The sequence below is a fragment of the Streptomyces uncialis genome (genome assembly GCF_036250755.1).
GTDB classification, from domain to species: domain Bacteria; phylum Actinomycetota; class Actinomycetes; order Streptomycetales; family Streptomycetaceae; genus Streptomyces; species Streptomyces uncialis.
In genome coordinates, this window is sequence record NZ_CP109583.1 from 2,480,200 (window position 1) to 2,505,202 (window position 25,003).

Here is a 25,003-nt window from a genome sequence, read left to right on the forward strand (position 1 = left end):
GATTCGTGCGGGTGGGGGCGTGTCCGTGTGAGGAAGCCCGTCGGGCCGCGACCGGTACCGATGATCTTAGGCAAACCGTCGCGGAAGCCGACAACGCCGTCCCGTCGCGGACCGGATCGGTGTGGTGGGTGGCTGGATCACGGGGTCGCGGATGGATGACCCCGCAGGGGCACCGGCCCGCGAGCGATGTGCCCCCTCGCGGCGTTGCGCCGGAGCCGCCGCTCCCGTCCTGTCCCGAGGCCGCCAGCACGGCATGGCACAGGACGGGAGCCGTCCTGGCAGGTCCGGACCGGATCCGACCGGGCCCGCCACCGCCCGGCCACCGCCCGGGCGGGGTCCGATCACCGCCCGGGCGGAGGCCGGTCAGCCGACGGAGCCCGCGTAGCCTCCGCTGCGGTTCGCCACGTGGTCCTGGAGCGAGAAGCCCTCCCCCCTCGCCTCGTCGAGGGTCAGCCCGGCCCCCGGTTGCATGAGTCGGCGGGCCGCCAGATGGTCCACGGGGCGGTTGACGGATTCGACCGCCAGCAGGGTTCCGCCTCTGAACAGGAGGACGGAGAACGCCCTGGGGCCGTCGCCGAGCAACACCTCCTCGTCGTGGCCGTCGGCATGTCCCGCGATCTGGAGCGTCGTCGAGAACTGGTCGCTCCAGAACCAGGGCGCTTCCTCGTAGGAGCCCGGTGCGCCGGTCAGCCGGGCCGCGACCAGCCGGGCGTGACCGACGGCGTTCTGGACCGATTCGAGCCGCCGCAGGTCTCCGGAGCGGACCTGCGGGAACGCCGCGCAGTCGCCGATGGCCGAGATGTGGGAGTCGCCGGTCAGCAACCGGGAATCGACGGTGATGCCGTCGCCCACGGCGAGACCGGCCGCGGCGGCCAGTTCCGTGCGCGGGGTGACTCCGACACCGATCAGGACGAGGTCGGCGGGGAGCCTTCGGCCGTCGGCCAGTTCCACCGCCGTCACCGCCCCGCGACGGTCCCCGTGCAGGGCCGCGACCCCCTGACCGCACAGCAACCGGGTGCCCTTGCTCCGGTGCAACCGTGCGAAGTGCCCGGCGGTTCGCGCCGAGACGGTCCGGGCGAGCGGGCGGTCCAGCGCCTCGACGACCGTCACCTCACAGCCCGACTCCCGCGCCGCCGCAGCGAATTCCAGCCCGATGAACCCGGCCCCCACCACGACCGCGTGCCGGGCGGAGGCGAGTGACGCCCGCAGTGCGACGGCGTCTTCCGCGGTACGCAGGACATGCACTCCGCGCAGTCCGGCCCCCGGCACACCGAGTGTGCGCGGCCGGGCTCCGGTGGCGAGGACGAGATGGCCGTACCCGTACCCGGAGCCGTCGGCGAGACGGACCGTGCGGGCGACCGGGTCGATTCCCGTCACCGTGCCCCTGACCAGGTCGATCGACCGGCGTACGTAGTACGTGGCGGGCCGCAGCCACAGCTGCGACTCGTCCGCCTCGCCCATGAGATACGTCTTGGAGAGCGGCGGGCGTTCGTAAGGAAGCGCGTCCTCGGCGCTGATGAGCGTGATGGGTCCCGGGTATCCGTGCTCGCGCAGGGACGCCGCTGTCTGGAACCCGCCCTGCCCCGCTCCCACCACGACGACGGATTCCGGCCGCGTGGGCCGTGCGGCGGCCGTCATCAGTACTGCCGTTCGGGCAGGTGGACGATCAGGCCGTCCAGGGCGCCGGTCACCTTGAGCTGGCAGCTCAGCCGGCTGTTGGGCAGCCGGTCGGCGGCGGTGAAGCCGAGCATGTGCTCCTCCTCCGGCTGCGCCTGCTCCAGCGCGTCCAGGGAGGTCTCGTCCACGTAGACATGGCAGGTGGCGCACTGCGCGTTGCCGCCGCACTGGGCCACGATGCCGTCGATGTCGTTGAAGACGGCGCCGCGCATGACGCTGGTCCCGAGGGGGACTTCGACCGAACACGCGGTCCCGTCGACGGCTACATAGGTGATTTCGGGCATGGCGAAGCTCCTCGATGGCGTCCGGCGGCGCACGAGGGTGCGCGGGGGCACGGATGCCGGTCAGGGGAATCGGAAGGTACGCGGAAAGTCGCTGATGGCCGGTGGGGGACGCGACACCCCTGCCGACCCGTATCGGACACCGGACCGTTCGGACACGCGACGTCCTCGGCCAGGGATACGGCAGCGCGATGGAAGTTAGCAGAGGAGTGCTGGGCGCGCCAGGGGTCGTCAGGAGGGGCGGCGGGGGGCGCGGCCGCGCCGCGGGTCCGGGAGGCGGTGCGTCATGAAGGGCCTGCTGGTGGTGAACTCACGGAACTTGAGGGCCGCGTCGGAGAGGTAGGTGTCGCGGTTCCACACCAGGGTGAGCACCCGGTGGCAGTCCGGCGCGACCATGTGGACCCAGGCGACCGGGACATGCGACTCCGTGCCGACCCGGCGGGAGATGGCCGGGATCAGACCGATGCCGAGGCCGGCGCTGATCATGTCCTGGCTGGCACCCGGCTCGTCGCCCTCGCAGGACAGCAGCGGGGTCAGCCCCTCGGACGCGAACATCCGGTCGAGGAGCGCGCGCTGCCAGTGGCCCGGACGGGTGGTGACGAAGGGCTCGTGGGCGATCTCGGGGATCGTCACGCTCTCCCGCCCGTCGAGCCAGTGCCCGCGCGGCACCGCGAGCAGCACCTCCTCACGGGCGAGCTCCACCGAATCGAGGTTCGCGCCGGTCAGCGGCTGTGAGGCGACACAGAAGTCGACTTCTCCGGCGCGCAGTTGGCGGTCCATCTCCTCCGCCGTCGACTGGTGGAGACGTACATCGGCCCGGGGGTACGCGGCCCGGAAACTGCCGAGGAGATGGGTGATCGTCAGCAGGGTCTCCGAGGCCACGCCGACCCGGCCGAGCCCCGTGTCGCGGGCGTCGAGCAGGGCCCTGCGGCCGTCGTCGAGCTCGCTCAGGGCGCGGTCGACATGGCGCAGGAACATCGCGCCGTACTCGTTCAGCCGGATACGGCGGCCCCGCCGGTCGAAGAGCGTAGTGCCGAGGTCGGCCTCCAGCCGGGCGATCGTGCGGCTGAGCGAGGGCTGGGCGACGCGCAGTTCCTCCGCGGCACGGCTCATGTGCTCGTAACGCGCGACGGCCTGGAAGTAGCGCAACTGCAACAGATCCACGGTCCACCTCCACTGATGCCTCTGGAGTCATCCTCACATGGCGAAACCGGTCTTGGAACGCATAAGCGATTCTCCCTACGGTCTCCAGTGGGGTCACCGCACAGGTGACGGGCAACGGCGCCCGGCATCTGCCCACGCGAAGCGGGGACCCCGCCCGCACCAATCCTCCTCCCCCGCCCCTTCCACCACTTTCACCACTTCCACCACTTCCACCACTTCCGACACTCCCGAAAGGTCGCATCATGAGCGCTGCGGAGCTGGCCCGGCTCCAGTTCGCGGCCACGACCGGCATCCACTGGCTGTTCGTGATCCTCACCATGGGGCTCGTCCCTCTCGTGGCGGTCATGCACACCCGGGCCGTCTTCACCCGGGACCCCGCCAGAAGAGCCGTCCGGGAGCGCATGACGCGCTTCTGGGGCCAGCTCTACGTCATCAACTACGCGGTCGGCATCGTCACCGGCCTGGTCATGGAGTTCCAGTTCGGGCTCAGCTGGAGCGGACTGAGCAAGTACGCGGGCAATGTCTTCGGCGCCCCGCTGGCACTCGAAACCCTCATCGCCTTCTTCGCCGAGTCCACGTTCCTCGGGATGTGGATCTTCGGCTGGGGCCGGTTGGGGCGCGGTACGCACATCACGCTGATCTGGCTGGTCACCCTGACCGCGTACGCGTCGGGGTACTGGATCATGGTCGCCAACGGCTTCATGCAGAACCCCGTGGGCCACGAGGTCCGCGGCGGCGTCGCCTATCTGACCGACTTCTGGGCGCTGCTCACCAACCCCAACGCGCTGATCGCCCTCGCCCACATCACCCTCGCCGCGCTGACGACGGGCACCGTCCTGGTCATGGGGATCAGCGCCTTCCATCTGCGCCGTGGCACCAAGGACACCGAACTGTTCCGGGGCTCCATGCGGCTGGGGCTCCTGGTGGGCACGCCCGCCGCCTGGTTCGTCGCCACGGTCGGCGAGATGCAGGTCCCGCTGATCCGCCGGAACCAGCCGATGAAGATGGCCGCCCTGGAGAACGGCGATGTCGCCCGGGTGGAAGCCGCGCTCGTCAAGGAGCACGGTCCCGGCGACTACGTGTTCGCGCACGACTGGCTGCGGTTCTCGATGGAGAGCATGACACTCATCGGCTACAGCATCTCCACGGTCACCCTCGTCGCCGTCGGCCTGCTGTGGAAGGGCCGCCTGTGGCGCGGGCGCCGCTTCGCCCTGCTGATGATCGCGATGATCCCGTTCCCGTTCCTCGCCTCGCTGGGCGGCTGGGCCCTGCGGGAGATGGGCCGCCAGCCCTGGATCATCTACGGCGAACTGACCGTCGAGGACGCGCTCTCCCCCGTGAGCAGGGCTTCCCTGATCGCGTCCTGCGTCCTGTTCATCGCCGTCTTCGTCGCACTGGCGGTGACGAACTGGACCCTGATCACCCGCTACGCCCGCCGCGGACCGGACGCCACCCAGCTGGGCACCACCGAGCCGCTCCCCGACGACGTACCCGGGGGACGCGCGGGACCCGGGACCGGGGGACGTGGTGGAGGCGCGGGTCCCGGAGGACCCGCGGACGGCGCGGGTCATGAACAGCCGGTCCCGGCCTTCTGAGCCACCCGTCCGGCACGCCCGCGCCCACCCCGGCCCGAATCCGGCCCGAACCGGGTCGACCACCTGACTGCCCTCCACCCACCTGCCGGGACGATCCCCCCTCTCATGGAAAGTTGAGCGAGATGAGCTTGGAGACCCTCTGGCTGCTCCTCCTCGGGCTGCTGCTCGCCGGGTACTTCGTGCTCGGCGGCTACGACCAGGGCGTGCAGATGCTGCACCCCTTCCTCGGCTCCCGGGACACACGGGACGGCCAGGACGCCGGAGCCCAAGGGAGGAACGGCCTCGGTGACCGGAACGCCGCCCTCGACGCAATCGCACCGTTCTTCCTGGGCAACGAGGTCTGGCTGGTCGCCTTCACCGGTGTCCTGTTCGGCGCCTTCCCGTACCTGGAGGGCACCCTGCTGTCCGGGCTGTACCCGCTGATCGTGGCGATCCTCGTCGGTCTGGTCCTGGGCAACGCCGCCGTCCAACTGCGTGGTCGTGCCCGTACCGCCCGGGGCCGCCGCCGCTGGGACGCGCTGATCGTGTTCGGCGGCGCGCTGCCCGCCCTGTGCTGGGGACTCGTCCTCGGTCTGCTGCTCCATGGCGTGCCACGGCGGGCGGACGGATACGTCCGGATCGGAACCGACGACGTGCTCACGCCGTTCGTGCTGGCCTGCGGGGTGACCACCGCGCTGCTGTTCGCGGCACACGGGGCGGCCTTCGTCGCGTTGCGCTCGGAACCGGAACTCGCTGCCAGGGCACGGAAGATGGGAACCGCCTTGCTGCGTGCGGTGGGCGCCGCAGGTTCCCTCGCGTTGCTGCTGACCCTCTTCGGCGCGGGCGCGTCGATGACGAACCGGGCGGCTTCGGCGGTCCTCGCCGCCCTGTTCGCGACGGCCCTCGTCGTCGCCTGGTGGTGCCTCGTTCGCGGACACCGGATCCGGGCGTTCGCGGCCACGTGCTCCGCGACCCTGCTGCCCGTACCGCTCCTGGGGGCCGGTCAGTACCCGTACGTCCTGGTCGACACGGCCGGCGGCGGACTGACGGTCCAGCAGGCCGCTTCGGACGGCGCCACGCTGACGATCCTGACCGCGTTCGGGGTCGTGGTGATCCCGGTGATCCTCGCGTACCAGCTGTGGAGCTGGTGGCTCTTCCGGGGCCGGACGGGCCGCCGTCACCCCCGCTACTTCTGAACCACCACCGCCACCGCCACCGCCACCGGCCACTTTCACCACCACTGCCCCCGATCCGCGGATGTCACGAGAGGTCCCAGGATGAAGCCGGTCGAACGCCGCATGCTGCGGGAACTGCCTGCGCTGCGCCGCCATATGACGTGTTCGGCGGTGCTGGCGCTGCTGGGCGCGGGGCTCGTCGTCGTCCAGGTGAGCCTGCTGGCGACGGTCCTCGCGGACGGCTTCGCGGGGCACGGGTTCCGGACGGCGACCCTGGCCGCGCTGGGTGCCGTCATGACGTCGCGCGCCCTGCTGAGCTGGACCCGTGGGGTGCTCGCGGAGCGCGCGGCGGCCGATCTCAAGCACGGCCTGCGCGACCGGATCACCGCCCGGCTGCGGCAGACCGGCCCCGTACACATGGCGGCCCGCCGCCACGGCGAGACCGCGACCCTGCTCACCCGCGGTCTCGACGCCCTGGACCCGTACGTCGTGGGGTACCTGCCGACCATGGCGGCCACCGCGGTCGTGCCCCTCACGGTCGTCGGCTGGCTGTGGTGGACCGACTGGACCTCGGCGCTGATCGTCGTCGTGACGCTGCCGCTGATCCCCGTGTTCGGTGCGCTGGTCGGCATGCACACGGCTCGCCGCACCGCGCATCAATGGCGCCTGCTGGCACGGCTGGGCGGCCATTTCCTGGACGTGGTGGCCGGACTGCCCACGCTGCGCGCGTTCGGCCGTGAGCGGCACCAGACCCGGGTGGTGGGCGAGATGGCCGACGCCCACCGGCGGGCCACCATGCGGACACTGCGGGTGGCGTTCCTGTCCTCATTCGTCCTGGAGACGGTCGCCACCTTCTCCGTGGCGCTGGTGGCCGTCCCGGTCGGACTGCGGCTGCTCGGCGGCGGGACCGACCTGCGTACGGCACTGGTCGTGCTGTTCCTCGCCCCCGAGGCGTATCTTCCGCTGCGCGCGATGGGCGCGGCCTTCCACAACAGCGCGGAGGGCATCGCGGTGGCCGAACGGGTCTTCGCGATCCTCGACGACGAGGCCCCGAAGCCGGGACGTGGCACCGGCGGTGTCCGGGCAGACGGCGCCCGTCGTGGCCAGGCAAGCGGCACCCGTCGCAGTCCGGTACGCGACACCACCCGCCGTGGCCCGGTCGGCAGCGTCCGCCGGGACCTGGTCAGCGGTGCCCGCCATGGCTCGGTCAACGGTGCCCGCCAAGACCGGGTCGCCAGCACCCGCCATGGTCCGGTCAGCGACACCCGCCGTGACCCGGTCAGCGGTATGCCCGACGCCCGGACGGCGCCTCTGTGCCTGGACGGAGTCACGGTCCGCTACCCGGACCGGGCCGCGCCCGCCCTGCGGAACGTCTCCCTCTCCGTGCGCCCCGGCGAACACATCGCCCTGGTGGGACCGAGCGGCGCGGGCAAGTCCACGCTCCTGGCGCTGCTGCTCGGCTTCGTGGCACCCGCGTCGGGCCGGGTCACGCTCGGCGGCACGGACCTGGTCACGCCCGACGCCGTCCCGCCCGACCCCTGCCCGTCCGACCACTGCTCGCCCGGCGCCTGCCAGCCCGACCCCTGCCCGCCCGACCTCGCCAGGCCCGACGCCTGCCCGCCCCACCGCTGCCCGCCCAACCGTTGCCCGCGCGACCAGGTCAGGCCCGACCTCGACGCGTGGCCCGACCTCGACGCGTGGCGCGCCCAAGTGGCGTGGGTGCCCCAGCGCCCGCACCTGTTCGCGGCGTCCGTCGCGGACAACATCCGGCTGGGCCGACCCGACGCGAGCGACGCCGAGGTGCGGCGGGCGGCCCGTGCCGCGTCGGCGGACCTCTTCGTCGAGGCCCTGCCGCAGGCGTACGACACCCCGCTCGGCGAACACGGCACCGGGCTCTCGGCGGGTCAGCGTCAACGGATCGCGCTGGCACGCGCGTTCCTCATGGACGCCCCCGTACTGCTCCTCGACGAACCGACCGCCCATCTCGACCCGGAGAGCGAGGCCGCCGTCACCCGCGCCACGGTCGACCTGATGCGCGGCCGGACCTCGATCGTGGTCGCCCACCGCACGAGCCTGCTGCCCCACGCCGACCGGATCATCACGGTACGGGCAGGCGGCCTCGTCCTCCCCCGACCTGAACCGGAACTCGTACCCGCGCTCGTACCCGAACCCGTACCCGAACTCGGACTCGCACCCGCACCCGCACCCGCACCCGCACCCGGGAAGGGAAAGGTGGCCTCATGACCCGAAAGGGTGCCCTCGTGGCCCGTAGGGATGATGCCCTCAGGACCCGGAAGAGCGACCGCATGACCCCCCACCCCAGGATCGCGGACCCCGTCCGTACGCGCGGACCCCGCCCCACCTCCCGGCTGCTGCGCCACCTGCTCCCGTACTGGCGCAGACTGCTGCCCGCCGCGCTCGCCTCGGCGGGCAGCGAACTCGCCGGTGCCGCGCTGATGGCGACCGCGGCCTGGCTGATCACCCGCGCCGCCGAACAGCCGCCGCTGGCCTCGGTAAGTGTCGCGATCGTCGCGGTACGGGCCCTGGCCCTGGGGCGCGGAGCGCTGCGCTACACCGACCGGCTGCTGGGCCACGACGCCGCGCTGCGGGCCGTGGCGGGATTCCGTACGCGGGTGTACGAGTCGCTGGTGCCGCTGGCCCCGGCGGGCACCCCGGCCTTTCGCAGCGGCGATCTGCTGACCCGGCTCGTGGACGACGTCGACGCCGCGCAGGATCTGCTGTTGCGGGTGCTGATCCCGGCGTCGGCCGCCGTCACGGTCGCGGTCACCGCCACCGCGACGGCCGCGGTGCTGCTGCCGCAGGCGGGTGTCCTGCTCGGCCTCTCCCTGGCCGTGGCGGGACTCGTCGTGCCCGCGCTGGTGCTCGCCCTGTCCCGTCGCACGGGCCGGACGGAGAAGGCGGCCCGCGCCGAACTCGCCTCGCTCACCCTCGACCTGACCCGGGGGGCGGCCGATCTCGCCGCGTACGGGGCGGGGGGCCGGGCCGAGGAGCGGGCCCGTCGGGCCTCGGCCCGGATCGCCGCGCTGGAACGCCAGGGAGCGCTGACCGCTTCGCTCGCCTCGGCCGTGGTCCTGCTGTTCCAGGGCGCCGCGACGGTCGGCGTCACCTGGCTCGCGCTGCGCGCCCACGCGGCAGGCGCGGTGCCCGCGCCGCATCTCACCGTGCTCGCGGTCCTCGCGCTGCTCTCCTTCGACGCGCTCGCGCCACTGCCGGCCGCCGCCCGCCGTCTCGCCGAGGTACGCGCGTCGGCGCACCGGCTGGCCGGCCTGCTCCACACCCCGCCCCCGGTCACCGAGCCCGCCGACCCGGTCCCGCTCCCCACCGACGGGCCGCTCGGCGTGGAGATCACCGGCCTGCGGGTGCGCCACCACCCGGGCGGTCCCCCGGTACTGGACGGGCTGGACCTGCGGCTGCCGCCCGGCCGCCGGGTGGTGCTGCGCGGCGCGAGCGGCTCCGGGAAGTCGACGCTGATCGCGGCGCTCATGCGGTTCGTCCCGTACGAGTCGGGGAGCATCCGCGTCGGCGGACGCGAACTGCGCGACTGCGCGAGCACCGATGTCCGCCGCGCGATCACCGGCGTGACCCAGGACGCACATGTCTTCCACACCACGATCCGCGCCAACCTGCTCCTGGCCCGACCCGACGCCACGGACAGCGATCTGCGCGCGGCGGCGGACCGGGCCCGGCTCCTGGACTGGATCGAGTCGCTGCCCGACCGCTGGGACACGGTCCTCGGCGAGAACGGCGCGGCGATGTCGGGCGGCCAGCGCCAACGCCTCCTGCTGGCCCGGGCCCTGCTGGCCGACCCACCCGTCCTCGTCCTCGACGAACCCACGGAGGGCCTGGACCCGGCCACGGCCACCGCGGTCCTCACCGACATCCTCACCGCCACCCACGGCCGCACCACCCTCCTGATCACCCACGCCCGCGCGGGCCTCACGGGGGCGGACCGGGTCGTGACACTGGAGGGGGGTGCGGTGGTCACGGCCGGGGGACGGCAGACGGTCCGAACGGGCGGACCGTAGTCCGCGGTGGAGACGTGCGGCAGGAGCGGCATGGTCAGGGCGGGAGGACGACGGCTTCGCACACCTCGCCCGCCACGGACAAGCCCACCCGTACACGTTCTGCGCCGCCGACCGGAACCGCGGGTGGCCACCACCGCTGACGACCTCGGCCCCGTGCGCAAGGGCATTCCGGGGCTGCTGGACGCCCTGCTCGGCGACGGTGGAGAACGCGTTCACCACTTGCACGGCCACCTTGCGAACGGATTCAGAGACGCCGACCAAGGCTGATGGCGATGTTCGACCAACACGGCCTGTGGGACCCCACCACCAGCTCATGCCGTACATCGACTGTCACAAGCCGCCTTCACCGGCACCCGTGACCATACGCCGGGTCAGTGCCCGGACTTCCGCCAACAGAAGTGCCGGCTGTTGGTCCAGGTCGAGGGCGTGCTGGTGCAGGACCGTCCTGGCACGGCGTACCCGGTGACTGGCGTGCGGCGCATTGCCCTTCGCATAGACCAGGTGGCCCTCGGTCAGCCCCAACGCGGTGCAGTAGGCCAGCATCTGATAGAGATCCTCGTTCGGATAGCTCCGCCGCTTGTCGACCTTGTACTTGGCGTCAGCGACTATGCCTGGCACCCCTGCGCCCGTGTACCAGAGGAAATCCGGCTTCAGGCGCACGGAATCGCTTTCGTCCAGGTGCGTGCCCCTGGCCTGAAGGACACTCCGTCCGCCGTAGGGCCGCATCGCCTCCCGCAGCGCCACGCACACGAAGTCCTCGTACACGCGGTTCATATCGAAGACGAAGCTGTCGATGCGCAGCCCGCCGGGCCGATGTTCGGCGGATGATCCGGCCAGAACAGCCTCGGCGAGGTGGAGGGCCTGGTGGTAGCGGGTGTTGAGACGGGTCGGTCGCCAGAGCGGGAGCGCCTGTCCCCGTACGACCGGTGTGATGTCCGCCAGCCGTGCCCTCTGGTGCACCAGGCGCGTCCGTACGGCCTTGGGCACACCTGGAAGGAGCAGCAGACGATCGACGGCGGTACGCAGAATCCGGTTCTCGGCGATATCGGTGGTGAACTCGTCGTATGTCACCTCCACCGGCAGAGACATGCCGAACCGGCGCCGGATCTGCTCGGTCTCCCGAATGCGGCCCCGTACGACGAAGGACGACTCCTCGACGCTCCGGTAGCCCTGCAGCAGGCCCCGTCCCAGAGCCCGGTCCGTCTGCCGTTCGACGGCATGGGCAAGAGCGGGGAGCAGTTCGGTGTGCTCGGCAGCATCGACCGTGCCGTCCCGCCAGCCGTGTGGGTCCTTGCTGTAGCCGAGCAGGAAGAAGAGGCGTGGGACGGGCACCTTGGGGGTGATCCGCACGGTGACCGTCTCCACACCGGGAACCGCGACGGCCATCGCCCCGACACGGCTCCCCGCACGCAGACGCCACACTCCCGGCTCATGGGCGTCGGGCGCGGCCTCTCCGAGGATCTTCAGGCCGGCCAGCGCGCGGCCGACCGCGTCCGGCAGTGGGAACCCCCTGGCAGGCGCGTGCTCGACGAGGGAGACGACGACTGTCACTCCGGGTCGAACCCCTCACTCGTCTTCTCTTGGCCCATGGCCACCGCACGGCGCAGCGCCGGCAGCCCGTAGCGGCCTTCGATGTCCACGTCGTCGCCGTAGTGGTGCTCCTCCAGCAGCGGAAGGATCTTGGTCCGCCACGTCCGATCCAGCCCGCCGTCCCGGAAGACTCCCGGCTTCATCAGGTAGGAGGGTCCGATCCGGAAGTCGGCGTCATCGATCCGGGCGTTGAGCGCGTCGAGCAGTTCGGCCGGTTCGGGACCCCTGCCCTCGGCCGCCAGCCAGCGGCGCAGCAGCCCGGCGGTCGGCTCGATACGCGGAGACAGCTCGACGAAGGCGAAGCGCCGTCGCATCGCCGCGTCCACGAGGGCGATCGAGCGGTCGGCCGTGTTCATGGTGCCGATGATGAACAGGTTCCGGGGGAGGAAGAAGTCCTCCCCCGAATAGGTCAGCCGAACCGAGCGGTCGCGGTACTCCAGGAGGAAGTACAGCTCACCGAAGACCTTGGCGAGGTTGGCCCGGTTGATCTCGTCGATGATCAGGAAGTGCGGGACGTGCCGGTTTCCCTCACGGCCGGCCACCTTGGCGAACTCACGCAGCGGGCCGGCGGTGAGGCGGAAGGCGACCTCGTGTGTCTGGGGGTCCTCGATGGGACGGAATCCCTCGAAGAAGTCCTCGTACGCGTAGGAGGGGTGGAACTGGACCAGCTTCACCTGCTCGCGCCCGGCACCGAGGTACTCGGCGATCTCCTGCGCGAGGAAGGTCTTGCCCGTCCCGGGCGGGCCGTAGAAGATCAGCTGCTTCTCGTCCTCCACGAGATCCCTGATCTCCTGCAACCAGTCCACGTGATGGACGTTGAGCCTCTCCCGCAGCTCTTCCGTGGGCCGGGGCAGCTCCACCTCGCGACGAGCGGTGAGGGCCGCGGGCTCGGCTCCGGACTCGGCTGTGGTGTCCCGGGCCTCCTCCACGAGCTCTTCATCACTGACGCCCAGACCATCGATGATGGCCTTGGACGTCGTCAGGTCGACCACTTCGTGCTTCAGCAACAGCCGCAGGCGGAGTTCCTCGGGCAGGGTCTCCAGCGCGAAGCCCTCCCTGCCCCATTCCACGGGCCGCCGCAGATTACTGCCGCCGTCCTCGGCGACGCGCTGCTCGACGCTTCCGGTGACCTCTCCGATGTAGAGGCGGCCCTCGGAGACCGCGCACACCGTGTCCCCCGGCCGCATCCGGGAGAAGAAGGCATGCAGTTCGTCGACGAGCTGCACCTTCTCGTTGTAGGCAGCGGTCGACTCGTAGTCCTCGTCGACGAAGGTGCGCAGTTGCTCCTTGCTGACGCCCTGGACGACCTCCGGCCGAAGCCAGGGCGCGGCGAGCGTCACCCTGCCCTCAGGGAGCCACACCCGCTGCACGAGGTCCGGGCCCGCGGGGTGGACGCCCCTCACGAGCCACGCGCGACTGGGACCCGACCAGACCTGCTCAAGAAAATCGGCGAGCGGCCGGCCGTCAGCGGTCTTCCACTCGAGCCATCCGTTGCTGCTGCGCCCCATCAGGATGTCGCCCGCGGCGGACGGTGAATTGCACTCGACGTCCCGGACGACCTCCAGCCATCCTGGAAAAGTGGTGGTCTCGCGTATCGCGCCTTCTGCGATCAGCTTCTCCCGCAGCCTGTGTGAGGAAGGCGTCCGCAGGAGGAAGGAGGGCACGACATCCGGGCGGGCCGGGGACCCGGCGAGCACGACCATCTTCTGGCTGCCGTTGGTCCCCATCTCGGAGAGCAGCCGCCCGTGTGCCGTCGGCCCGCCGTGCGGCAGGCGCAACTGGAACTCCGGGTATTCCTCGCCCATCGGGCTCCTCGTCCGTGTTGATGCGGTGACTCGTTCGGTCGATCTTGCGAAGGGTACGGTGGCGTGGCGTGGCGGTCAGGCGGCCGAGCGCCCGCGACCTGCACGGTCGGCGCGCAACCGGGGTAGCCGGTGACCGGGGGTCGGCTGGGAACACGTGTCTGCCCGATCGGGCGTGGACCGACCAGGGTGCCCGGGTCCGGGCAAGGCCCGGGACAGGATCGTCCTCGCCCCCGCGACCTCCGTCGCTGAAGCCGACCGCCTCGGTTCATGGATGGGCATGGAGGCATTGTGGCCCGGATGATCGACTGTGACGGGATGTAACCCATTTCCGGCCAACGACGGCACCGGGTAGCCACGGGTTCCGGCCATGGATTGCCTCAGGCGGCAACCGCTGCCCATGATCTACAGCGAGGACACCGTCACAGCAAGGGGGAAACGGTGGGAATCAGAACACCTGAGGGCACGGCCAGGCATCCGCACACCGACGAGTTGGCCGCCGCTGTCTCCATGACGGGCTCTCAGCTGGCCCAGGCGGTGGGCCGCTTCGACGGCGACAAGGCTGCCATGGTGCTCGCGGCCGTGCGCACGGCCGAGCGGGCTTTCACTGAACTCGACGACTGCGACAAAGTCATCGACGAGGCATCGGAGACAGGCCGTGCCATCGCCGACCGATTGGGCGAACTGCTCGCGGCCGAGGCGGCAGACGAGATCCCTCCCCAGCTCGACGCGTTGGCAGCCACGTCCGCACGCGTACGCGACACGGACGGCCCACGCACCCTGTTGAACCGCCTCCTCGGACGCGAGGAGGAAGCCGGACAGACACCGTCCACGGTCCGGCCCCTCACGTCCGTCGACCTTCCCGGCCTCCCCTCTGCTTACCAGGACGAGGAGAGGTTCACGGACTTGATAGCCATGGCCGCACGGGGAGCGGAGCTGGCACCACGGCTGCGGCACGCCCACGCCGAGCGGCTCGGCGATGTGGCTGCCCATCTGGTGCGCGTGGTGCGACAGGCGGCCGACGTCGGCTTCGCCGAGCCAGTGTTCGCCGACGAGTCGGTTCATGAGGCCCGCCGCGCGTACGCACTCTGGCTCCGATGTCTCGCGGAGCGCAAACGGGACCTCGACTAGCCCGGTCACATCGACGAGCGGTTCTTCCCTCCTGCGGGTACGGACCCACCATCCGATGGATACCGCGTCCCGAATCGCCCGAGAAAGGAGATCTCTCCTGATGGCACCTGGCTGAGCCCCGGGCGGCAAACCCGTCCCAGTCACGTGCCCCGTCGGCCGCGTAGCCGATTGTCCAGCCACGACTTCCGCCGTATGCAGGTTCGGGTGCCCGCCTGACCTCCACCAGGGTCGGCAGCCGTCCGCGTCCATGAACAAGTGCTCCAGCCAGCACGTGGAGCCGTTCTCGTGCCTGGTGGGCGCCTTCCCTCCCTCTTCCCGTACACCCCGATCGCAACTGCCGACAGGCATGTCCGACGACACTCACCACCGACTTCACGCAAGGTCGGACAGCAGCACGTCGAGGACCGTCTCCTCCTCGACTCGTACAGCGAGTTGCAAGAGGGCCTGCCGCAGATCCGGGTCCCAGGGAGCTTCAGCCGGCGGCCCCGCGAGTGGCAGGCCATCGGGCCTTGCGAGCGCTGCGGCACGGTAGTCGGCAGCCGTATAGCGCCAGGGCCGCCAGGGCACGCGACGCAGCAGTGCGGAAGCGATACGGAGCCCGCCCCAGTCGAAGTCCCCGTGGTATCGCAGTGCTGCCCCGCCCTCGTTCAGCCGGCTCAAGAGGGTGAGCGCCGCGGCGGACGGCTATCCCTGGACGCACACCAGCGGAGCGGAATCCGGCCCGTGGACGTCGGCTGCCGCTGCGAGGACCGCCGGGTTCTCGCAGATCCACACCGACGGGACGGAAAGGGCGACGGGGCAGCGGATGAGCTGACGGAGAGTGAGGACGGACGGCTCGCCCGCGTCGGCCATCCAGTCCATGGCGGGCGTGCCCCGCAGGTTCAGTGTCAGGACCGTCGAGGACAGCTCGTCGCGGAGCAGACCCGCTGATGCCCACGCCTCCCGGCGCCATGCGGCGCCCGTCCCGTCGGGAAAGCCTGTCAGCGCTCGGATGCCCGAGAGGGTGAGGGTGGCCAAAGGGGTGCCGTCGTCCAGGGCGTGGGCGCCACCGAGCAGCCGTGCCGCGAAGGCGGGAAGCGAGACGGGCGGGTCTACCGGCAGAGCACTCAGAACAGTGGCGACCTGATCCAGGAGGTCTTGAGCTGCGGCCGACGTGCCGGCGAGGCGGCGTACCAGGCCGTCGCCCCGGAGCCGGCCCGCCCATCCGGCAAGGCCCGGGGTCCGGTCCGCGAGAGCGTCGGTCACGGCGAACGCCTCTTGCCAGGCCCGTTCCTCGGCCTGGCGGGACGGGCCGAGCAGGACGGTCGGCCCGGTGAGCGCGACGACCGCTGCGGCCAGGCCCCCGGGACTGATCCCGGAGCGGCGCAGGACGGCGTCCACCTCGTCGAGCCGGATGGTCAGGGAGCGCCCCCTTCCGGGGGAGCGGCCCAACAGCAGCTCGGCCGCGGCCCGCTGGTCCGGCATGGGCGCCCTGAGGGAGACGGGTCCGGTGAGAGGCTGCTCACGCTCCAAGCGCCGACGCACCCGGTCGACCAGCCAGTCGAGGGCGGGATCTCCCAGCAGACGGCGCAGCCGGGCACCGTCGACCGGGCCGGTGGCGGACGTCAGGTCCACAGGGGCTCCGGCCCGGCTGTCGCCTCCGCGAGCGGGCCCGCTTTCGGAGTCTGCGACCGCACCGGGTCCTCTCGGCGGATCCTTCGGTTGCCGTCCCATTCCCAGCGGGTGACGAGTACCGCCGCCACCTCGTCGATCCGCGAGAGTTGGGCGATGGCGACGCCGGGCACCTGCGGGTAGCATGCCCACTCGCGCTCACTCGTCATCACCACGTCCAGGTCGAACGCGTGCAGCAGGCCGAGGCACTTGGCGCGCGAGTCGTCGTCCACTCCCGCGAAAGCCTCGTCGAGGGTGACCAGGCGTGGCGCGTACGGACTGCCGGCGCTCGCATAGTGCGAGGAAGCCGCGGCGAACAACGGTACGGACACGGCAAGGACGCGCTCGCCACCCGAGGCCGGGCCGGTGGCCGGGACCCAGCGGCCGTGCTGGTGCCGCTCGACCCCGAATTCGTGCCAGGCCCGGTAGTCGAGCGCGGCGGTGAGGTGTTCGAGCCAGCTGCCGGAGGTGTCGTCCGACTGCTGCCGGGCGATCTGTGTCTGGAGGAACTCACCCACCGCCGCCCGGTCCTCCGGGGTCCAGGCGTCAGCGGACTGGCGCAGCCGCTCACGGGCGGTGGCGAGACCGGAGGGGGCTTTGCGGGAGGCCCGCCAGACCAGCCGCAGCTTCATCCCTGTGGAGGTGGGGCGGTTATCCAGCTCGGCGTTCATGTCCCGCACCTGGCGTTCGGCGGCCCCGATGAGCTCCTGGAGGGTACCCGCGACCTCGGTGATCAGATGGGTTTCGAGGATCTCCCGTTCATGGGCGGAGAGGATACGGGTGAGTTCGCCGACTTCGGCGGTGAGTGCCGCCGCGAGCTCCGGTACGGCGCGTCCACGGCCCTGGTAGACGATGTCGACGACCATGCCGTCCTCCACCATCCGGGCGGAGGCGGTGTGCCCGTGCCGGGACAGGGTGTCCTGAAGGGTCTTGAGTTCCTCACTCAGTCGACGCTGTACGCGTTCCCAGGCGCTGTCCGAGTCGTCGGTCGACGCCAGCCCGGACTCGACGGCTCGGGCGAGCGCGATCGCCGGGGTGGCCGCCCAGGGTGCGTCCCCCGCCGTCGGCACCGTCAGATCGGGCAGGGCGACCTTGATCAAGCCGGTGGCGGTGAACCGCTGGAGTCCCGCGATGGCTTCCGCCCGTGTCCCGGCGGCTTCCGCGAGGTTCTTCTCCAGACGCTCGATATGGCCTTCGGCCTTGCTCGCTTCCCGGTCGGCGTCGCCATGGCGCTGCCGGGTGGTCCTCTGATCCGCCTCGCAGGCCCGCAGGGCTTCGGCGGTCTCGGTGAGGCGGCGTTCGAGTTCGACGACGGCGGCGCCGATGGTGGAGCGCAGGGTGGCGTGCCGCTCGTCGGCCGCCACCGCCTCGCGCCCGGCCTCGTCGGCGCGCCAGGTGAGTTCGGCGGTCCGCTCCCCGGCCTGCGCGACCTCGGTGCGTTCCTCCTCGGCCTGGAGGGCCGCCTCATCGCGTTCACGCAGGGTCGGCCACAAGGCGGCCAGGGACAAGGCGAGGGACCCAAGGGCCCGGCGCACCTCGGCAAGGCCCGCGCGGTCGGCCGGCAGACCGAGTTCGGCCGTGGTTCCCGCGAGTTCGGTGGTGGCCGCTTCGGCCCGCCCGGCCGCTTCCAGGAGGTCGGCGGCTCGCTCCTCGCGCCGTGAGCGAGTGCGACGCACCGCCTCGACGGCAGCGGTCACCTGGGCGTGCGCCCGGGTGAGCGGGCTCTCCTCGGGTACGCCGGCCAGCTCGGCATCGAGGGTGCGGCGGCGTGCGGCGACCCCTTCGGACCGCGCCACGAGGGTGTCCGACTCAAGTCTGAGAGCGCCGAGTTCTGCACGCAAGGTGGCGATGCGGGCCCGCCGCGCCGCCTCCCGCGCCCCCTCCCCGACGTACTCGGCGGCCGGTTTGGCCCAGCGGCCGGTCAGCGGGCCGACCCGGAAGCGCCCGTCCGGCCCCGCCCATGTGTCCGTTCCGCCGTCGCCTCCCGCGCCGATGGCGGCGAGCAGTCGTGCGACTGTGTCCTCGCCCACCGCCGCGGCCTGCGCGTCGCCGCTGTCCACGGCTGGGCGCAACAGCCCGCCGAGCGAGGGCCCGGCCACCGGCCCGGTCAGCGGAGCGAGGAGTACGTCGTACCCGTCCGCGGCGAGGGCGGTGCCGTCGGGGAGCACCCAGGCGTCAAGCAGTCCAGAGGCTTCCAACGCCGCCTCCAGTCCGGCGCGTTGCGCTTCCGGGAGGTGGTCGTGGAAGTCCACCAGTCGCCACAGGGGTGCGCCTGAGAGCCGCTCGCGCAGGCCGGGTGTGCGGCTGAGCGGCGGTCGGGGACCTCGTCGGCCGCCGGCCTCCAGCATGGTGAGTTCCTCGCGGAACCGGCCGAAACGTACCTCCAGCTCCGCCGTCCGGCGCGCCGCGTCGGCCGCCTCGTCCGCCAGTCGCGCCGAGGCCGTGCTGTGCGCTCGTGCCGCGTGCACGCGGGCCGGGTAGGGCCCGTCGAGGTGTCGCGTCCAGTCCTGGAGTTCGTCGAGCAGGCCGACCGGGTCGGGGCAGACCAGCTCGGTCCAGGCGCGCGCGTTCTCTCGTACGTCGTCCAGCAGTGCCCGCGCTGCCCGTGCGGCTGCTTCCTCCGCCTGGCCTTGCGCCGCGACGGTCTGGTCGAGGTCGGTATCCGCCTCGTCGAGGCGGACGGAAGCCTGCCGCTGCCCCTGGGCCGCCCGCTCAGCCGTCTCCGCGAGGTCCTCCGCATGGGCGAGCGCACGATGCCCGCGATCCATCGACTGGTCGGCCGCGAGCCGCAGTTCAGGCCACCGCTGCCCGTCGTCCCCCGGTAGGTCGATACGTGCGGCGGCGGCCGCCTCCCGTGCGGTGCGGAAGGTGTCCTCGGCAAGCCGTTCGGCCGCCCCCAGCCGGTTCTCGGCCGTGGTGAGCCGCCCGAGCGCCCGGGAGTGCAGGCCCGCGGCCTGGTGCCGGTCGTCCCGGGCCTGGATGCGGGCGCGATCGGTCCGCTCCGCCTCCTTGGCCGCTTGCTCCAGCTCCCGGGCACTGCGCATCTCGGGGCCCTCGCGCAGGGCCGCGTCCTGGGCCCGCAAGCGTGCCCGGGTCTCTTCCAGGGCGGTGATCCGTTCTTCCGCCGCCGCCCGTGCCTCCTGGGCACGGGTCTGCTGGGCCTGTGCTTCGACGAGGTCCCGCTGGATGTGTTCGTAGCGGGAGTGTTCCCCGCGTGGGGTGCGGGCGCGTCGGCGGGTGGCGATCCGGGCATAGCGCCGGTAGTGGTCCAGGAAGGCTGTGGCGGCCCGCTCCGCGGCGGTGGCGGCCGCCAGTTCCTCCTTCTCCTCGTCCAGGGAGCGGAAGGCTTCGGCCACGTCGGCGATGACCGCCTGGTCCATGGGCGGCAGGGCCTCGGTGAGGGCTCGGGACAGGGCTGCCTCGTTCGGGCGCTTGGACAGCTGGGGCTGGCGCAGCTGGATGAGCAGGTCGACCAGAGCGCCGTACCGCTGCTCGCCGAGTCCGAAGAGGGCCTCGTCAACGGCCCTGCGGTAGGTCCTGGCCTGGTCGTACACCATGCCGTGCCCGGTGAGGGCCTCAGCGAGACGGTCCCTGGACAGGGCCGTGCCGGTGGCGTCGAGCAGGCTGAGAGACGCCTCGGCGGCGGGTGCCGGACCGTGGTCGACGCGCTGACTGGTGAGTGCGTACCAATGGCGTGCGATACCCCGCCCGCTGACTGCCTTCAGTCCGCAGAGCAGCGTACGGAAGTGCCGCTCGCCGGTGGATTCGTCCACCCTGCCGAACTCGATCCAGGTGTAGCCGAGCCGCTCGGAGTGCGGGTGCTCGCCGCCGAGCAGCAGATTCCACTCCATCCGCTTGCCCGGGTCGCCGTCGGGTTCGACACGGCGTGAGGTGAGGTCGCCGTCGAGCAGGAAGGGCAGTGTCAGGGCAAGCACCTTGGACTTGCCGGTGCCGTTGTTCCCCCGGAGGAGCAGGCGACCATCCTTGAAGTGGAACTCCTCCACGTCGTAGTGGAAGAGGTCGACGAGTCCGATGCGCAAGGGTTGCCAACGGGAGCGCAGGGGATCAGGGAGGCGGGTCACGGCTTGCTGGCCTTTCGCTGCGCGGGCATACGTGAGGTGCCGGGTTCGAGTACGACGGCCTCGCCGACCGCGTACCGGGCGAGGGCTGGGCGCGGTGCCACGCCGTGGGCGGTACGGGAGACCAGCCCGAGGGCGGCGAGCCGGGCGACGGCCTGCTCCACGAGTTCGGCTTCCATGCCGGGTTCCCGCGCGGACTTGGCCCAGAATCCGCCGTGCTCGGCGGCGAGGTCCCGGACCCGGAGCCCCAGTTGATGGGTGGTGAGGGGAGCGTCCGAGGCTGCCAGGTACTCGGCGAGCAGCAGCGTGACGTGACCGTGGGTTCCCTGCTCGGGCATCCGGACGTCGGTGAGGTCGTCGTCCGGGTCGACCATCGCGATGCCCTCCGCGCGCACCTCCGGAACCAGACCGGTCAGCTCGGTGATCCGGGCGGTGAGGAACCCGCGCTGCCGGGTGAGGTAGCCGAGCTCCGCGTCGGTCAGCTCGTCGTAGTAAAGGACCGGATCGTCCAGGAGCCTGCGGGTCAGCGAGCGCCGCATCGCGCGGAAGCGCAGTTCGTCGCTGTCCAGAGCGGTCTCGGCGACGAGTTCGGCGAGGCGGTCCGCGAAAGCCTCGGCGTGCACGGTGGAGGGGCCGCGCCGCGCGGCGAGCAGCCCGGCCAGCACGCGCCGTTCCACGTCGTACAGCGCGTCGCCCGCTCCGCTGACGTACGCTTCCTCGTCGCCGGCCACCCTCCGCAGCACACCCAGGCTGAGCAGGAGCCTCACCACAGCGGCGAGGTCGAGGCGCTCGTCGCGGCGGTCCAAGGTGAACTGGATGCCCGCGCGGGCGAGGTGAGGGTCCGCAGCGTCGAGGACTACCTGGTCGGCGAGGCGGCCGAGGGCGATCTGGGCCTCACCTCGTTCGAGGGCGGCGAGGGCGAGGCAGAGCAGGACGTATCGGCGGCGTGTGAAGGGGGCCGCCGCACGGGTCGCATCACGCGCGGGGTGTGTGGGGTCGCTGAGGACGCCGGGTATCTTGCGCAGCCGAGCCGCCTCGGCATCCGTCTGGAGGGACCAACCGGTGTTGCGGTCGAACCATTCGCGCAATTCCGAGGCGTGCCGACGGACGAGACGGAACTCGTCGGCGTATCGGCCGCGGGCGAGCAGGAGTGGCTGCTTCAGCAGGGCACGAGCCGCCTTGCGAAGGTCAGCCGCGTGCTGGCCGTCGAGCACCTCGGCGAGCGGGTTGCTGTTCATCGGTCCTCGCCTCCGTCCGTGAGGTCGATGATCTCGATGAGGTGGTCGGGACCGCGGAAAGCGCCCCCAGCCGTCCGGATCTCTGCCGTACCGCCGTCGGCGAGCGCGCTGAGCCGGATCCCCATGGAGCCGTCGTTGCTGGTGGCCACGGTGTGGCGCATACCGGGCCGCCAGGTGGCCAGCGCGTCGCCGAGCAACTGGAGGAAGAGCCCGAAGGAAGCCGGGTCCAGTTCACCGAGTCCGGACAGCCGGGTGATTCCGTCGGTGACGAGCCGGGCGCGTGCCGCCGCGGTCTCGGCGGCCTGCTTGGCGGCCACCTCGGCGAGTCTGCGGCGCGACTCCTCCCGGCTCTCGACCCTGCGTGGCCTGCCGCGGCGCTCATAGCTGCCCGTACGGCGCAGCTGCGGGCTGATCCGCAAGGGCTCGGCGTCGGCCCAGGGAGTGGCCGTGGGGACCGGCAGGGCTGCGCGGGCGGCGAGGGTCCCGGCATCGACGGTGAGATGCCGTGCGGGGTACAGCCCGAAGGCGGTGCGCCACAGCCGGTGCCGGGCGTCGTCATCCGGGGCCTCGGCGAACCACCGGGCAAGGGTTCGGAAGTCGGCGGACCGGTCCGAGCGCCCGGCCCTGCGCTCGTTCAGCGACCGTACGACCGCGAGGAGCTGGGGAATCGCGCCGAGGGCCCGACCGCGCAGCAGCCTGGCCTGCGATTCACGCCCCTCCCTGCTGATGAACCACGCTGCGAGCCCGGTCCAGCGCCCGTACCAGCGCTGGTACGCCTCCCCCTCGGCGTGGTCCGCCTCCTCCGGTGAGGCGTCGGCAGCCTCACGGGCAGCGGCTGCCCGAAGCAGCGGTTCGATACGTCCGGCGTCTTCCAGTTCCAGGATCAGGCGGGCGATGCGCCCGCCGAGGGTGATCAGATCCTGGATGAACCGCTCCAGGTACTGGATCAGCCGGTCCTTGTAGGCGAGGAACACTTCCTCGCCGACGTCATGAAGGTCGATGGTCTGCTGCAAGGACCCCATGAAGGCGCGGGCGTTGTCGGCCAGGGCTGCGAACCGGCTGGCCAGTACGTCAAGAGCCAGGTGGATCTTGGCCCGATCCGGCTGTTCCTCGGCTGCCAGCACGAGGAGGGCCCGCAACTGGGTGATGATGTCGTGCAGGGCGACGGCCTGCAGCGCGCCACGCCGCCCGAGCGCGTCGTCGTATACGCCCAGGGCTTCCTCGGCCGCTTCCCCGGCCCGGGTGAGCTGGTAGATGAACCGCTTCCGGTAGAAGTCCTCCACGGCGGTGACACGCGCGGTGTCGGGATCGGCGCGGAGATTGCCCCAGCCCACGAGGCTCTCCAGCGCCTTCACCAAGGCGTCCAGGTCGGGGGGACGCACCTCGGCCGGCAGGGCCGTGTACACATCCTCGGGGCGCAGGTGTACGGCGAAGCGCTCCTTGGCGACGACGAAGGCCCCCATCACCTGACGGTAGAGGTCTGTGTTCTGCACGGTGAGGTGGGCAAAGGGGCTGAACCCGTACGGCAGCGGTTCCCGGGAGATGGTGGTGGCGGTCATTGCCGGCCATTGTCCCGCAGCGAACAGGATCGCAGACAGGGTCGGAAACAGTTGGCCGATTCACACCGGTATGTCATCTTGCGGACCTCTGTCCCACCGGGCTCCGGAGGATGCCAGGCCGTGGAAGGCAGCATGCGGATCTCCCGATCGACCGAGGCGGAGACCATGTGAAGCAGCAGCTCGACGAAGGTCGGCCAGCGGTGTTGCGGTCGATCGGGCAGGGGTGCCCGAATCGTCTCCGGGAAAACAGCCCTACAGGACCAGCTGTCGGGCTCCGCAGGGGCGCGGGCTGCTGGGGCCGGGCGACGGGGACAGTGGAGCGCCGGACGCACCGACGCGGGCCAGCACTACCGGAAGCAGTCGTCCACGCCCGTCCCCGGGGTATCCAGGGGCGCTCGCGGACGGTTTCCGCTGCCATGGGCGTTGGCAAACCATGGCAGCGAACAGTCAGGACTTCACGATGCCACGTCTCGGGACGCGGGCCCGGCGCCTATGTGACCTGCTCGAACACGGTGCTGGCGATCCGTCAGAACACGCGCCGGGACGAGGGCCGAACGCGCGTCAGGACACCGCCCGTAACGCCCCCCCACCGCACCTCACGCACACCGGCAAACCCCAGCTCACGCGTCCTTCTTCACCGGCTCCAAAATAGCCACGCACTCCACATGGTGCGTCATCGGAAACAGGTCGAACGCCCGCAGCGTCCGCACCTTGTACCCGCCCTCGGCGAAGTACGCGATGTCCCGGGCCAGGGCGGCCGGGTCGCAGGCCACGTAGGCGATCTTGCGGGCGCCGAGGCCCGCCAGGTGCTGGACCGTGCGGCGGCCCGCGCCCGCCCTCGGGGGGTCGAGGACGACCAGGTCGGCCTCGGTGATGCCGGTGCGGGGCAGCACCTGCTCGACCTTGCCCTGCTCCACCCGTACCCGGGGGAAGTCCCGCAGATTGTGCCGGGCGTCCTCCACCGACCGCTTGCCCGACTCGATGCCCAGCACCGCGCCCTGCTCGCCGACCCGGTCGGCCAACGCTCCGGCGAAGAGGCCGACACCGCAGTAGAGGTCCAGCGCGGTGTCGCCCTTGCGGGGCAGCAGGCCCTGCATGACCGCCTTCACCAGGGTGTCCGCCGCCTTGGGGTGGACCTGCCAGAAGCCGCCGTTGCCCACCCGGTACGTACGGTCGTCGGCCCGCTCGCGGACGAAGGGGCGGCCGTGCACCCGGTGCACCCCGCCGTCGTGCTCGTCGACCCGCAGCACCGACACCGGACGGTCCAGCTCCACCAGCGGCAGCCGCGCCCCGGGGCGCGGGGTGAGGATCACCTGACGGTCCTGGGACCCCGTCGCGGCGATCGCCTCGACCGACGCCATGCCCAGCCACTGCCGCGCCTCGACGCCCAGCTCCGTCACGCCCTGTGCGGCGATCATGCAGTGGTCGACGGGCTCCACCTCGTGCGAGCGGTGGCGACGCAGCCCGGCACGGCCCTCCGTGTCGACCGCGTACTGCACCCGGGTGCGCCACGCGGGCACCTGGCCGACGGGCAGCTTGTCGCCCTCGACGGGCATCACCGTGCCGTCCCAGCCCACCTGCTCGGGGGTGAGCCCCGCGAGCCGCTGGAGCTGCTCGGTGACGACCTCGCCCTTGAGCCTGCGCTGCGCGCCCGGCTTGGCGTGCTGCCAGTCGCAGCCTCCGCAGCGGCCCGGCCCGGCGTACGGGCAGGGGGCCATCACGCGGTCCTTGGACGGGTCGTGCACCTTCACGGCGTCCGCGCGCAGGAATCGGGAGTCCTCGTCACCCTCGGTGACCCTGGCGAGCACGCGCTCCCCGGGCAGCGCGTGCCGGACGAACAGCACCTGACCGTCGTCGGTACGGGCGACACAGTGCCCGCCGTGGGCGACGGGCCCGACCTCGACCTCGTACTCCTGACCCACCAGCGTTTTCTTCGGTTCTTCCTGCATGGCGGGGTGACTCCACTACTGGGTGAGGAAATGCGGCCGGACAACAGCCCACCAGTCTACGTGGGCGCCGTCCGACCGCTCACCACCT

Annotated in this window: 14 protein-coding genes and 1 pseudogene; 5 read left to right on the forward strand and 10 right to left on the reverse strand. The window is 71.6% G+C overall.

Annotated features, from left to right (window positions below; all coding sequences use genetic code 11):
* Nucleotides 1–363: 363 nt before the first annotated feature.
* From OG711_RS10115 to OG711_RS10125, 3 genes are all read right to left on the reverse strand, one after another.
* Entirely contained in the window at nt 364–1,638 is a 1,275-nt protein-coding gene (locus tag OG711_RS10115) for an NAD(P)/FAD-dependent oxidoreductase (protein WP_329559106.1), read from the reverse strand.
* Nucleotides 1,638–1,961, reverse strand: coding sequence for a 2Fe-2S iron-sulfur cluster-binding protein (locus OG711_RS10120; protein ID WP_073789498.1), 324 nt, complete (start codon nt 1,959–1,961; stop codon nt 1,638–1,640). The genes OG711_RS10115 and OG711_RS10120 overlap by 1 nt, the downstream gene beginning before the upstream one ends.
* Before the next feature lie 228 nt (nt 1,962–2,189).
* On the reverse strand, nt 2,190–3,122 hold the full coding sequence (locus OG711_RS10125) for a LysR family transcriptional regulator (protein ID WP_073789497.1): 933 nt from the start codon (nt 3,120–3,122) through the stop codon (nt 2,190–2,192).
* 242 nt (nt 3,123–3,364) lie between these two features.
* On the opposite strand from OG711_RS10125, the gene OG711_RS10130 reads away from it, so the two are divergent.
* The 4 genes from OG711_RS10130 (at nt 3,365) to cydC (ending at nt 9,917) form a co-directional block, all read left to right on the forward strand.
* The gene (locus OG711_RS10130; protein ID WP_266507492.1) at nt 3,365–4,717 is read left to right on the forward strand and encodes a cytochrome ubiquinol oxidase subunit I; all 1,353 of its coding nucleotides are present in this window, start codon (nt 3,365–3,367) and stop codon (nt 4,715–4,717) included.
* Nucleotides 4,718–4,839: 122 nt separating this feature from the next.
* Nucleotides 4,840–5,892, forward strand: a complete 1,053-nt coding sequence (gene cydB, locus OG711_RS10135; protein ID WP_329559107.1) for a cytochrome d ubiquinol oxidase subunit II — start codon at nt 4,840–4,842, stop codon at nt 5,890–5,892.
* A gap of 81 nt (nt 5,893–5,973) precedes the next feature.
* Nucleotides 5,974–8,115: an ABC transporter ATP-binding protein/permease gene (locus tag OG711_RS10140; RefSeq protein ID WP_329559108.1), complete on the forward strand. Its 2,142-nt coding sequence runs from the start codon at nt 5,974–5,976 to the stop codon at nt 8,113–8,115.
* Nucleotides 8,116–8,177: 62 nt separating this feature from the next.
* A complete protein-coding gene (cydC, locus tag OG711_RS10145) occupies nt 8,178–9,917 on the forward strand; it encodes a thiol reductant ABC exporter subunit CydC (protein ID WP_329559109.1) in 1,740 nt (579 codons plus the stop codon).
* Nucleotides 9,918–10,247: 330 nt separating this feature from the next.
* Here cydC and OG711_RS10150 read toward each other — a convergent pair whose 3' ends face one another.
* Together OG711_RS10150 and OG711_RS10155 are read right to left on the reverse strand one after the other, a co-directional pair.
* Entirely contained in the window at nt 10,248–11,468 is a 1,221-nt protein-coding gene (locus tag OG711_RS10150; RefSeq protein WP_329559110.1) for an McrC family protein, read from the reverse strand.
* Nucleotides 11,465–13,312: a DUF4357 domain-containing protein gene (locus tag OG711_RS10155; protein ID WP_329559111.1), complete on the reverse strand. Its 1,848-nt coding sequence runs from the start codon at nt 13,310–13,312 to the stop codon at nt 11,465–11,467. Before OG711_RS10155 ends, OG711_RS10150 begins: the two co-directional genes overlap by 4 nt.
* 438 nt (nt 13,313–13,750) lie before the next feature.
* On the opposite strand from OG711_RS10155, the gene OG711_RS10160 reads away from it, so the two are divergent.
* Nucleotides 13,751–14,440, forward strand: coding sequence for a hypothetical protein (locus tag OG711_RS10160; protein ID WP_329559112.1), 690 nt, complete (start codon nt 13,751–13,753; stop codon nt 14,438–14,440).
* A 372-nt stretch (nt 14,441–14,812) separates the two neighbouring features.
* On the opposite strand, the pseudogene OG711_RS10165 reads toward OG711_RS10160, so the two are convergent.
* From OG711_RS10165 to OG711_RS10185, 5 genes and pseudogenes are all read right to left on the reverse strand, one after another.
* Nucleotides 14,813–16,153 (reverse strand): annotated as a pseudogene (locus tag OG711_RS10165) (TIGR02679 family protein).
* Nucleotides 16,045–20,130, reverse strand: coding sequence for a TIGR02680 family protein (locus OG711_RS10170; RefSeq protein ID WP_329559113.1), 4,086 nt, complete (start codon nt 20,128–20,130; stop codon nt 16,045–16,047). The pseudogene OG711_RS10165 and the gene OG711_RS10170 overlap by 109 nt, the downstream one beginning before the upstream one ends.
* A 38-nt stretch (nt 20,131–20,168) precedes the next feature.
* The gene (locus OG711_RS10175) at nt 20,169–21,407 is read right to left on the reverse strand and encodes a TIGR02678 family protein (protein ID WP_329559114.1); all 1,239 of its coding nucleotides are present in this window, start codon (nt 21,405–21,407) and stop codon (nt 20,169–20,171) included.
* Nucleotides 21,404–22,966, reverse strand: coding sequence for a TIGR02677 family protein (locus tag OG711_RS10180; protein ID WP_329559115.1), 1,563 nt, complete (start codon nt 22,964–22,966; stop codon nt 21,404–21,406). The genes OG711_RS10175 and OG711_RS10180 overlap by 4 nt, the downstream gene beginning before the upstream one ends.
* 620 nt (nt 22,967–23,586) lie before the next feature.
* Nucleotides 23,587–24,915, reverse strand: a complete 1,329-nt coding sequence (locus tag OG711_RS10185; protein ID WP_073789487.1) for a class I SAM-dependent RNA methyltransferase — start codon at nt 24,913–24,915, stop codon at nt 23,587–23,589.
* Nucleotides 24,916–25,003 lie beyond the last annotated feature (88 nt).

Coding starts and splice junctions, on each gene's coding strand:
- OG711_RS10155 (WP_329559111.1), bottom strand. CDS start 13,312: ATGGGCGAGGAATACCCGGAGTTCCAGTTGCGCCTGCCGCACGGCGGG.
- OG711_RS10175 (WP_329559114.1), bottom strand. CDS start 21,407: ATGAACAGCAACCCGCTCGCCGAGGTGCTCGACGGCCAGCACGCGGCT.
- OG711_RS10180 (WP_329559115.1), bottom strand. CDS start 22,966: ATGACCGCCACCACCATCTCCCGGGAACCGCTGCCGTACGGGTTCAGC.
- OG711_RS10120 (WP_073789498.1), bottom strand. CDS start 1,961: ATGCCCGAAATCACCTATGTAGCCGTCGACGGGACCGCGTGTTCGGTC.
- OG711_RS10115 (WP_329559106.1), bottom strand. CDS start 1,638: ATGACGGCCGCCGCACGGCCCACGCGGCCGGAATCCGTCGTCGTGGTG.
- OG711_RS10185 (WP_073789487.1), bottom strand. CDS start 24,915: ATGCAGGAAGAACCGAAGAAAACGCTGGTGGGTCAGGAGTACGAGGTC.
- cydC (WP_329559109.1), top strand. CDS start 8,178: ATGACCCCCCACCCCAGGATCGCGGACCCCGTCCGTACGCGCGGACCC.
- OG711_RS10140 (WP_329559108.1), top strand. CDS start 5,974: ATGAAGCCGGTCGAACGCCGCATGCTGCGGGAACTGCCTGCGCTGCGC.
- cydB (WP_329559107.1), top strand. CDS start 4,840: ATGAGCTTGGAGACCCTCTGGCTGCTCCTCCTCGGGCTGCTGCTCGCC.
- OG711_RS10130 (WP_266507492.1), top strand. CDS start 3,365: ATGAGCGCTGCGGAGCTGGCCCGGCTCCAGTTCGCGGCCACGACCGGC.